At 39.5% G+C, this 12,229-nt stretch carries 7 protein-coding genes; 3 read left to right on the top strand and 4 right to left on the bottom strand.

Annotated elements, in window-relative coordinates; translation table 11 throughout:
• Nucleotides 1-16 precede the first annotated feature (16 nt).
• From OM074_RS06865 to OM074_RS06855, 3 genes are all read left to right on the top strand, one after another.
• Nucleotides 17-1,606, top strand: coding sequence for a RagB/SusD family nutrient uptake outer membrane protein (locus OM074_RS06865; protein WP_301198713.1), 1,590 nt, complete (start codon nt 17-19; stop codon nt 1,604-1,606).
• Nucleotides 1,607-1,618: 12 nt separating this feature from the next.
• Nucleotides 1,619-3,589 carry a DUF5114 domain-containing protein gene (locus OM074_RS06860; protein ID WP_301198712.1) on the top strand — a complete coding sequence of 657 codons (1,971 nt, stop codon included), beginning with the start codon at nt 1,619-1,621 and terminating at the stop codon, nt 3,587-3,589.
• Between the two features lie 102 nt (nt 3,590-3,691).
• Nucleotides 3,692-4,726, top strand: coding sequence for a glycoside hydrolase family 53 protein (locus OM074_RS06855; RefSeq protein WP_301198711.1), 1,035 nt, complete (start codon nt 3,692-3,694; stop codon nt 4,724-4,726).
• Nucleotides 4,727-4,832: 106 nt separating this feature from the next.
• Here OM074_RS06855 and OM074_RS06850 read toward each other — a convergent pair whose 3' ends face one another.
• The 4 genes from OM074_RS06850 to OM074_RS06835 all read right to left on the bottom strand — a co-directional run bounded on the left by OM074_RS06850 (nt 4,833) and on the right by OM074_RS06835 (nt 12,169).
• Nucleotides 4,833-5,708 carry a DUF4861 family protein gene (locus OM074_RS06850; protein ID WP_301198710.1) on the bottom strand — a complete coding sequence of 292 codons (876 nt, stop codon included), beginning with the start codon at nt 5,706-5,708 and terminating at the stop codon, nt 4,833-4,835.
• Nucleotides 5,709-6,410: 702 nt separating this feature from the next.
• On the bottom strand, nt 6,411-9,134 hold the full coding sequence (locus OM074_RS06845; protein ID WP_301198709.1) for an alpha-L-arabinofuranosidase family protein: 2,724 nt from the start codon (nt 9,132-9,134) through the stop codon (nt 6,411-6,413).
• 160 nt (nt 9,135-9,294) lie between these two features.
• Complete coding sequence (locus OM074_RS06840; protein WP_301198708.1) at nt 9,295-10,419, bottom strand: aldose epimerase family protein; 1,125 nt, start codon at nt 10,417-10,419, stop codon at nt 9,295-9,297.
• Nucleotides 10,420-10,579: 160 nt separating this feature from the next.
• Nucleotides 10,580-12,169 (bottom strand): arabinan endo-1,5-alpha-L-arabinosidase, encoded by a 1,590-nt coding sequence (locus OM074_RS06835; protein WP_301198707.1) that lies wholly within the window; start codon nt 12,167-12,169, stop codon nt 10,580-10,582.
• Between the last annotated feature and the right edge of the window lie 60 nt (nt 12,170-12,229).

Here is a 12,229-nt window from a genome sequence, read left to right as displayed (position 1 = left end):
CTTTATACTAAAAAAAATGAAACAGATAATTTATATATACTTTGCTGCAGTAGTGTTATTGCTATCAGCATGTACCGATGATTTGGATCAGTTTCCAAATGTAGAAGAAACAGCTCAGTCAGTCTTTTCAAAACCGGAGAACTATGTTTCGGCATTGGCCAAATGTTATGCTTCTTTTGTAACGGCAGGTCAGGAAAAAGGAGGTGGAGATGCGGATTTGGCCAGCAATAATGGTTACGATTATATGCGATGCTACTTTAATGTTCAGGAGGCAGGAACCGATGAGTTGGGTTCAACATGGATAGAAGGTGACAATATTGGCAATTTAACCTTTTTAACCTGGGATGCCAATGACCCATGGGTAGCAGATATGTATTACAGGTGTTACTATTCCATTTCGTTATGTAATGAGTTTTTAAAGAATGCTACAGATGCAAGCATTTCAGGTTTTACACAGCAAGAGCAGGAAGAAATCAGGTTATACCGCGAAGAAGCCCGTTTTTTAAGGGCGATGGCTTACTATCATGCCATGGATTTATTTCATGATATTCCTTTTGCCGATGAGTCGGTAATAGGTAGCTCAAATTTGCCCGTGAAAAAGGAAGCACCTGCGATTTTTAACTTTCTGACAACAGAATTGAAAAGCTGTAGCGAAAACATGCTGGATATTGATGCATGTGAGTATGGCCGTGCACCAAGGGCAGCAGCCTGGATGCTTTTGTCACGTCTTTATTTAAATGCCGAAGTTTACGAAGTAGGTGCTAAATACGATTCTTGTATGGTGTACACCCAAAAAGTAATGGATGAGGGATATGTACTGGAATCGGAATATGCTCAATTATTTAATGCGGATAACCACTTAAGAGTAGGAAGGGGCAATGAAATTATTTTCCCGTTGGTGGTAGATGCCACTCATGTATTGTCATGGGGTGCAACAACGTACATGGTATGTGGTTCTGTAGATACAGATTATGGCCCATTGGCAGAAACAGTAGGTTGTGCCAGTGCCTGGAGTATGTTTCGGATCAGGGGTGAAGTGCCGGCATTGTTTGATATGGATAATGATGATCGTGCCATGTTTTATACCGATGGACAGAATCAATATATGGATAATGGGGTGGATGATAGAACGGGTGGATACTTTGTGCAAAAGTGGAGTAATTTAAATGATGCAGGGGAAGCTGCAACCAATACCACCAGTGACGGGGTGAACACCGATTACCCAATGTTCCGTTTGGCTGATGCTTATTTGATGTATGCCGAGGCTGCAGCCCGCAGCAATTCAAATATGGGTACAGCTTTGGGGTATGTAAATGAACTAAGGGGAAGTAGAAATGCAGCAACCGTGAATGAAAGTGAGCTGCTGGCCACGACTGATGGCATCCGGTATAAGTTTTTCCTTGATGAGAGAGCCCGGGAATTGTACTGGGAATGTGTGCGCCGTACTGATTTGGTACGTTTCGACTGTTTTACAGGAAACAAATACATATGGCAGTGGAAAGGTGGAGTAAAAGATGGTAAGGAGGTTGATGATAAATACAATATTTATCCTATCCCAAGTGCAGAACTTTCAGCCAACCCAAATCTATCGAATGATAATTATTAAAATCAGAACGTTATGAAGAAAATATTTCTATATATAGTTATCTGTCTTGCAGCCATTGTAACAGGTTGCGATAAGGATGGGGAATTTATTACAGTATCAGGTTTGGAGTCGTCAGCACTGGTTACAAGTGAATCGGGTATTGTTTTATCGAAAGAAAATAAAGATGCTCCCATGCTGGCATTCTCCTGGAATGAAAGTGAACTTGTTATCAGTAACGAGTCCATGAGTATCCCGGAAGATATACCTAATGTGATGATAGAAATATCGGATAAGGAGACCTTTGAAGATATCCAGTATATTGAACCGGAAACTCATATTTACTCTTTTACAGGGGGGCAATTAAATACATTGGCAAAGAATTTTGGTTTTACGCCCGGCGAAAGTACCCCTATGTACTTTAGGGTGAATACAGCCTATGGGGTAAATACAGAGCCTTATTATAGCAATGTGTTGGCTGTAAACATTACCAGTTATACCATTGATATGTCCAAAGGCTTTATCTTAAATGCGGATAAGGAAGAAACCGGGTTTGTACTATACTCACCTGATAGTGATGGTGAATATTTTGGATTCACAGGGACATCTGCCTGGGGAAATTGGTATATGCAGGAAGGCGACGGAACAACATGGGGTAATGATGGTGTAGATGGTTCTGCATTTTTATTGTCATCTGATGAAGCAACGATGTGGAACTTCTGGTATCCTGGATTAGGCGGGTGTTACTATACTACCTTGAGTACCTCAGGTAAGGAGTGGACGGCTACTTATATTCCTGCATTAAATATTAGCGGAGATGTTACCGGCGAAATGGTTTTCGATAAAACAGAAGTAAAGTGGTTTATATCGGTAACTACAACTGTGGATAATGCAACTGTTCAGGTGAGCTGTGACAATGCAAGCCTGTATAACCTATCCACATCAACAGATGATGATGCTGCCATAAGTAAGGAGTTAGGTTTTATTGCTGATGCAAGCGGGGCTTTAAGTTTTGATATGTCTGTTGCCTCGGCTACGGATATAGCCTTTGGAACAGCGGGCGATTACACGCTTACTTTCTACTTGGCTGATCCTGCCAATTGGTATTACGAAATAACGGAAGGAAAAACAGTGGTTGAAGACCCAATTAGCGAATTCTTATATTTACCGGGTGTTGATGATCTAACTTCGGGGGCATGGACTTTTGATAATTATTTAAGGTTGTTAAGTGAAGACGATTCTACTTTTGCCGGTATTGTTTCGGTGAATTCAGAATGGGGTTATACCATGTCGCTTGAAGAAGGTAACTGGGATAACCATTACAAACTGGGTGATTCAGAGGGGACTCTTTTAGTAAACGGAGAAAACAACATAACAGCTCCGGATGCAGGTATGTATTTAATTCAGGCCGATTTGAAAAATCTTACTTATTCTCATTCTGAGGTAACTGGCTTGTCGTATGCAGGTTTTAATGGTGACTGGGCAATGGTGGCTATGGATGCGTCTTCGGTTGAGGGTGTGTATACCAGTTCCGTTACCATAAATGCAGCTTCAGAGTGGGGTGCCAAACTCTATCTGAATGGAGAGTGGGATTATTTCTTTGGAGGAGCAGAGGGTAAATTGTATTTTGGTGGTGATGGTATTACCGATGATGCTAGTATTGCCGCAGGAAACTACGATATGGTTGCGGATGTTAAAAATCAAACTTACACCTTGTTGGGCGATGAGGTTTATATCGTAGGTATAAATGATGTATGGAATTTTACTTCGGTAGTATTGTCAAAAGTATCAACCGGTGTGTATAGCGGGTCTGTATCCATTAGTGCCGATTCTCCATATGGAATGGTTATTCACCTTGACCAGTCGTGGAACAGGTATTATGGTGGTTCGTTTAGTTCCATAGGTTATTTGGGTGAAAACATTAACGACGTTAAGGATCTGGCTTATGGAGCATATGATATAACAGTTGATTTTATTAATAATACCGTAGTATTTGAAGCACAATAAAGTTCATTGGTAGGACAGGGACTGTGTATACATTTTGCCAGGGAAGCTTATGTATGCACAGTCCATTTAATGTTGAACTTAGTTTATTACAAAAAGATAAGTATGAAAATTCAAAAAATATTATTTCTGATTTTCTTTTCCATTGTTATTATTTCGTGTAACGACAGTGACGATAAGGAGCCTATAAAAAAAGAAGAACCGCCAATAGAAGATATGAGTGGTTTTGCAAAAGGGGCGGATGTGAGTTGGTTGACTGAGATGGAAGCCGAAAATGTGCCGTTTTATAACAGTGCGGGTGAGGAAATGGAATGCATGAGCTTGTTAAAGAGTATGGGCATGAACTCAATCAGGCTGCGTGTTTGGGTAAATCCTGTGGATGGATGGTGCAATAAAACGGATTTGTTGGTCAAAGCCAAGCGGGCAAATGATTTAGGCATGAGGGTGATGGTAGATTTTCATTATAGTGATTCATGGGCTGATCCTGCAAAACAAAACAAGCCGGCTGCCTGGGAAGATCTTTCCTTTGATGACTTGTGCCTTGCAGTTGCGGAGCATACAACAGAAGTACTAACAGCCCTTAAAAACTGGGATATCACCCCGGAATGGGTTCAGGTAGGTAATGAAACAGGAAACGGAATGCTTTGGGATGATGGCAAAGCAGATACAAATATGGCTCAGTATGCTACTTTAAACAATTATGGCTATGATGCGGTTAAGGCAGTTTTTCCTGATGCTAAGGTTATTGTCCATATTCAGGAGGGAGATAAAAACAATAAGTTCCGTTGGATATTTGATGGATTAAAAAACAACGGAGGCAAGTGGGATGCAATTGGTATGTCGTTGTATCCGGAACCGGATACCTGGCAAACGATGAACGATAACTTAATTTCCAATGTTAACGATATGATATCGAGATATGGAAGCGATATTGTTATTTGCGAAGTTGGGATGAACTGGGATGAAGAGGACGATGCTTATGATTTTCTCTCAGATTTAATAAGCAGAACAGAAACTATTGATAAATGCCTTGGTGTTTTCTATTGGGAACCCCAGAGCTATGGAGGATGGAAGCAGTATACCAAAGGTGCTTTTGATGAGACCGGATATCCTACAAAAGCCATGGATGCATTTGAGTAGTAAATGATTTTGGTGTTATGACATAAAAAAATACAGCGGTAATATTATCGCTGTATTTTTTTTATGTGGCAACAAGCCAATTGAATAGGTGTAGTATTCAATTGGACTATATGTCTTTTGAACACTGGATTACATATTCTTCAAAGGCTTCTAAACTACCCAGTTTTTTATCCTTTTCAATGGTTGAAGTTACCCAATGATCGATATATTTTGTTGGTTTTGAAATAAACATTTGCTGTTTGCCATCATCCTTTTTATCAGAATAATTTTCGGGATTGATGATAATTGCTGCACCCACCTTAATTTTTTCAGCAGCAACATCTTCAGGGTGATATCCCCATGAAATCACATAGTTATCTTCTTTTTTTACCTCTTGGCCTTTGTGGTAGTTGATGCCGGTCACAAATTGTACCTCTTCATCAGTTAAGGCAAAGGCTTCTACTCTCATTTCCCTAATGCCCGAGAATGCAGTTACTCTGACTAAAATGTCTACTTCTTTCCCTTTGTAAGGAACATTTTCCGAAAGCATTTCCATTTGCGATATGCTTCCGCATTTTTTCACTTTGGCTGTACGCATCGAAATCGGTGCCAGGGGAACAACCTTTTCACCATCCCAAAGGCGAATGCCGCCTAATCCCATAGTTGAACCTGCTTTATAATAATCAGCTCCTAAACCTTTTTTTTGTTCTTTTTCAGTAGGATACCATTTGGCAGTTTTTAACTCAAGTCCTTTCTTTTGTTTGTTGTAAACATCAATGGCACAGGCTTTATTGTTAAAATACAATCGTAATGCCATCCATTCGTTTTCTATGGCAGGTCCATGATGGCCAACTTTCTGGTACAAATCACCTGATGCATCTTTTATTTCGTCTACATATACCGAATCGCTGCGATAAAATAAGCTGGCTTCTGTTTTGTTTTGAGATGACACCGATAGCGTGCCAAGCGTAATAATTGAAAGAAATAAAATAATCGACTTCATGTTTATAAGTTTTAGTACAGCAAATATATACATTTTCATCAAAATGTTTGCGCACACATCGTTAACAATCCATTCCGGCGGGGCCATGCTAGGGCCATATGATAATTGTATATAAAGGGTATGGCCCCTGAAGGGAAAGCCTCTCTATCTGTGGGGTGAGGCTGTGTTAAATTGGGACGGGCTATGTTTCTTGACTTATTTTATCAAAACACAACCGCCCAAAACCTTCTGCATGTCCCTAAATATCGGGTATTACCCCTAAATATCGGGGTTATTGCTTAAATATCGGCTTCATGAGTTATAAGCTTGCCACGAAAATCAAAATATTAGCATAAAACTCTATAAGATTAACTCTCTGGCTTATAAAATTGCCATTATTTTTTATAAGGATGTCATTATAACTTATAATATTGGCATTATTTTCTATAAGAATGTCATTTTAATTTAAAATATTGGCTTTATATATTATAAGAATAGCATTTTAACCCAAAATATTGGACTTAAAGTTTATAAGATCAGCCATATTTTTTAAAAGATTGCTACTGCACTTTACAATGTTGGTATAAAATATGATTACTGACCGACCAGTTTTATATGAAGGGAACAGGGATAAGGATTTCCCCTTTACAGCCTGGTATTCTCAAGGGGCGATCCGCGAGCTCCATAGCTACTCTACGGAGGCACTGCCCCTTGTTTGTATAGTTACAGGCAGAGCAATTTAGTACTATAAATAATCCCGTTTGATTCATACTGAACAAGATAGGTGCCTGGTTTGAACTGGTTGCAGTTTATTTCTGCAACTTTGGGATTTGTATTTTCTTTTTCCCAAATCATAATACCCGATAAGGTATAAATCCGGATGGTTCCCTTTGTGCTGTTTATATTATTTAAGTATAGGAAACATGAATTTTCTGCCGGATTAGGAGATACGCTAATGCCACTTCCTTTATATCCATCCTGGATACCCTCAGAATAGGAAGCCGTTGTATCATAATTAAGAACGATAACATTAAAGGAATTGGCTGATATAGTTTGCATCATCTGGTTTGCTGCAGTAATTATGGTTTCAACAGGTGCAATAGCCGATGGATCAGAAATGGTATTACGTTGTTCTGGTTCTCCGGTTAAGGAAATCATAGTACCAGTATTCAGTATATCTATTCCTTGTATATCAAAGGAAACATCATAATCCTGGTTGCCAGAATTCACTACTTTTATTATGATTTCTTTGGATGAGCTGTTTTTGACTATTGATGATGAAATGGGACCTTCCTGGTTTGGAATGGTGAAAAGGAAACTATCATTTAAATAGATATTGGCTACATTGTTGTTGATCTCTATTTTAATGTCATTCCAAATTCCGGTTTCTATCGAACCATTTACGGATACTAAGGTTGATTTACTGCCATTAACAGCTTTTTCAACGGCATGCCTGGTGTTATTCCATCCTCCCAGATTAAGCCAGTAATAATTATTTGAGTCAGCAAATCCAAATGGAATCAGAAACCCTTCGGCTCCGCTTGTTTTTTTTGCCCGCAAGGTATATGTATATGATTTACTTTCTATGGGTAACGAATAAATACTCCATGCTGGTTCATTAGCAGAGCTTTGAACATAGCTGCCGTTCGAAATAGAAAATGAACCACTAAGTGCAGACCAATTAGAAGCACTGGATGAAAAATCCATCTCCACTAATGTTTCATCGCCATTTATCACCTTAACATCATCAAATTGAGCCTGGGTATTCCAGGTGGCAACACCAATCTTACCAAAATAGGTAGATTCTAAAGGATTGCTATTTTCTTCATAGGTCAAATTACTCTCAAAATACATATCGCCGGTATAATGACTAAAAAGCTGTTGTATATAATAGTTGGCTGTTTTTATGACGTTTGAATGGTTAAACCTGATCAGGTCGGGATGCCATTGCTGGTGATTTTCGTTACATAGGAGAGGGGCATAGCAAGTGAATTGAACAACATCTGCATTGCGCTCTATCCCTGTCAGGAAAGAGGCTTCTGCAATAGCATTTTTCATCAGGTCATCCCAGGAAGCATACTCGCCCACAAATACTTTAGGTCCATTTCTGTCAAAATTATCATATCGGTGGTTGTTGTTCAGTAACCACTCCGGTTGAACATAAAAATGCTCGTCTACGGCACTTAACTGTTCCTGTGTACTAAATTGCCATAGCCCATCGTAATTGGTTCCTGAATGAGAAGTTCCTGATGTGCCGATAATCTTGATTTCGGGATGATATTTTTTAAGTGAGTCAGCAATCATTTTAAACCTAACCCTGAATTCCGGTATATCGTCTTCTTCGTTTCCCAGGCATAAATATTCCATGTTAAAGGGCTCCGGATGCCCCATTTCGGCTCGTTTACTTCCCCATGTTGTTGAGATATCCCCATTGGCAAATTCAACTAAATCTAAAGCATCTTCAACCCAGGGACCCATTTCAGAGATAGGGACAATTTCCCGGTTGCGGAATTGGCAGGATACACCTACCGGAATTACAGGTAGGGGGATGGCATCAATATCTTCACAGAACAAAAAATATTCGTAAAACCCTAAACCATATGTTTGATGATATCCCCATAAGTTCCAATTGGGTGCCCGTTCAGCCACATCCCCTATGGTTTCTTTCCAGCGGTAGGCGTTGCTAATACCCCTGCCATGCGATATGCACCCTCCCGGAAATCTTAGAAACCGGGGTTTCAGATCAGCAATGGCCTCTGCCAAATCTTTACGTAAACCGTTTTCCCTGTTTTTATATGTGTTTTGGGGAAATAAGGATACCATATCGATATAAATAGTTCCTGTACCATCGGTTTCGATTGAAAAAGTGGCCTTATCGGAGGTGTTAGTACATGTGATCTCTCCCGAATATTTTACCCAGTTGCTGCTAATGTTTTTAATGGTGTCTGTTCCAATAACTAACCCTACAGAGCTCTTTATTTTCACAACTACAGGGTTGTTAAAATCAGTCTGACTTCTCAGGTATACCGAGTATTTATAGGACTCACCGAGTGCGACAGGTAAGCCATCGAAACCACTGTTTTTAATTCCGGCCCTTGTTCCCTTGTTGGTAATGTTCAGAGCCAGGTATTTTGTATTGGAGCTGTTTAGTGGGTTTGTATTTTCAATTACCATTGAGGCCTCTGCTCCCCCTTCCTGCACCAGGGTCCATGCATGTAGTGGCTCCAGATCTACATAGCCCTCTACAAGGTAGTATTCAAATGAGCGGTTTTGTATAAGTTCGGCATAAAGGCCTCCGTCGGCAGCATAATTAATGTCCTCAAAAAATACTCCAATTAAATCAGGACTTATAGTTTTCCCTTGTTCAGTAATGTTGGTTTGAAGAGTTACTTGAGATAGAATACTAAAGTGTAGCAGTAATAATGCGGGAAGTAGATAGATTTTCATTTTAAATTGGTGTTATACGATCAACATTAACAGCAAAGCCGGACAGGTAATAAAAACTGATAGGTAGTAGTTTGTTCAGGTTAGGGTAAAGCTAAAAAAAATGCACTTGAATGTAATGTTTCAAGTGCATTTTTTAGTGTCTTATCAATAATTAAAAAAATTATTCGGCCTTAAATTTATAAATACAAACAGAATAATAATCTTCTCCCGGATTTAAAAGAGTTGAAGGAAACTCTGGTTGGTTAGGACTATCTGGGAAGTGCTGTGTTTCTAAACAAAGTGCTTCGCGATAGTTTAATTTTTTTCCATATTTGCCTTCGTACTCGCCAGTTATAAAATTACCACCATAAAACTGAATACCTGGTTCATTAGTTAAAACTTCCATAGTTCTTCCTGAAACCGGCTCAGTTAAAACAGCAGCTAAAGTTAAGCCTTCTTTTGCCTGGTTCAATACCCAGTTGTGGTCGTAACCACCACCCATCTTTAACTGTTCGTTGTCTTCATCAACACGGGCACCAATAGCAGTTGGTTTTTTAAAATCGAATGGAGTACCTTCAACTGAAGCAATCTCTCCTGTTGGGATTAAACCAGCATCAACAGGTGTGTATGCATCAGCGTTAAGCATCAAAACATGGTTGTTGATGGTACCGGAAGCTTCTCCTCCAAGGTTGAAGTAAGTATGATTGGTAAGGTTTACGTGAGTTGGCTTATCAGTAGATGCAAAATACTCTATTTTCAGTTCGTTGGCATCTGTTAATTCATAAACCACTTTTACGTCTAATTTACCAGGGTAACCTTCTTCTCCATCAACAGAAGTATAAGTTAATTCAAGCTTGTTTTCTCCTACAGGCTTTGCATCCCATACGCGATCGTGAAAACCAATGGTACCTCCGTGTAAAGAGTTTTCTCCGTTGTTGATGATTAATTTAGAAGTATCCCCATCAATAACAAATTGACCTTTACAAATACGGTTTCCATAGCGCCCGATTAATGCTCCATAGTAGCTTTCCGGATTGTTCAGGTATCCATCAATTTTATTATAACCAATACTTACGTCAGCAAATTCACCGTTTTTTCCAGGAACCCAAAGCGATACAACGCGTCCGCCATAGTTGGTGATTTCTGAAACTAAGCCATTTGTGTTTTTTAAGGTGAATAACTCAACTTTTTTACCGTCTACTTCTTTGGCAAAAGCTTCCTTGTTTAATAATTTGATATTTGAGCTGGGAGCAGTACAACTGAATGCAACAAAGCAGATGAAAATGTAATAATATAGATTTTTCATTGTCATAAAAGTTTTTGTTTCAATTAGTTTTATGTATGTGTATTAAACTTATTATGAATGTAAAAATAATAGTATTTTGTACTATAAAGCTATGTTTCTTACTTTTTTTTACTCCTTTTTTGCATCATCAGTTGTATTTCAGCACGATATAAAATTTACTTTATTTTGTTTTTTTACCCCATAGGGATACGCCACTATCTGATAAACCAGAATATATTAAAGTAACTTTTCGAGGATTGGCTTCCCAGTCTACTTCGCGTTCAACGCATAACTGGGTTGAGCCGATAGTTAATATGTTCTTATCTGAGTCAAATGACCAGTTGCCTGCTAATGCTCCGGATGCTTCGTTGCTTGAATTCAATATTAAAGAAACAGATTCTTGCTGAACAGCATATTGATAATTTAATGTAATATGTTCCCATGTACCAACCAAATCTTCTGCTTCAATTAGGTCATCTGGTGCGTTTGTATAACGTTCCGGCATAACAACAGGCCAGCCATCTTGTGTCCAGCGTATTTTGCGTACGTGCCCCATCATTATTGCATTACTTACATTAATTCCGGCAACATCTTTGGGCAAGCGTGCCTGTGAGGCATAAAACCAGTCGCCTGTTTCCTCGTTCTGGAAAACTGCATTGTGGGCAAATCCCACCCAGCCTGTGTGGTCGTTAAACTTATATGGGTGTGTAATCACAGGAAAACAGTCAGCTCCTTCGGTTACATTGGCTCCATCAATACCATAATATGGTCCCTCAATATTTGTGGCACGACAAACACGCGTATTGTATGGCACATCTAACCCATCATATGCCAAAAATAAGTAGTAATATCCCGTTTCTTCATTATACATGATTTCCGGTCCTTCTGATCCCTGCCAACGGCTCCAGTATCCACTTTTAACCCGGGTTGCTATGCGTTGCCCTTTGTCAGCAACTCCGCTGTATGTAAAAGGTTTTCCTGTAGTTGGGTCCAGTTCCACACAGGCAATGCCCGAATGCCATGAACCATATATCAAATATTGTTTCCCTTCTGGTGTTTCCTGAAATGTTGGGTCAATAGCATTAAAATAGAAATATCCGTTCCAGTCTGAATCGTAAGATGTTCTTGACCAGTCTGTGCCTTTGTCTGAAACGGAATGTACCACCATGCCTTTATCTTCCCATTGGTTGGATGCCAGGTCGGAGGTTTCCATTAATCCGATAAAAGCATGTTCTGACCATGTATTGTCAAAATTGGCTAAAGTATTAAATAGTCCATTTCCAATAAAATTGTCAACAACAATGCTATAATACATCCTGTATTTGTTACCGACTTTACGTACAACCGGAGCCCAGTGCCCATAGGATGGATTGGCAATAGGGTCCAGACCAACATCGGCTCTCAGGTTATTTAAGGTATCTTTAACCCATGCAGGAGTTTCAGACATGGCAAGGCCTCTGAATTCCCAGTTAACCAGGTCTTTTGATCTTCTATAAAGAAAATGGCCATGCCCGTCGTGAGCGTTTCCATAGGATGCGTCGGTGGTGTACATATAATAGTATGTTCCATCGAACACCACGCTTGGGTCATGCACATTGGCCAGGTTCCAATCGCCGCGATCTGCCCATGATGCTATAGGTGAATAGTCGTCGCTGTAGGTTGGGATTGTATGCTCTGTATTGGTGTTGGTATCGTCATCAGAATCATCTTTTGTGGTGATACCTGTAGGTTTTAAATCATCGTCGTTACACCCCACGAACGATAGAGCCATTATGCTGATAGTTAATATCAGTAAGTACCTTAATTTCATATCTAATATAATTTTTGTCAA

Origin of the sequence: Plebeiibacterium marinum (assembly GCF_026013615.1) — a bacterium.
In the GTDB taxonomy this organism is placed as follows: Bacteria; Bacteroidota; Bacteroidia; order Bacteroidales; family Marinilabiliaceae; genus Saccharicrinis; species Saccharicrinis marinus_A.
The sequence above is the reverse complement of the archived record's forward strand: the minus strand, read 5'-3'. Positions and strand labels throughout refer to the sequence as shown.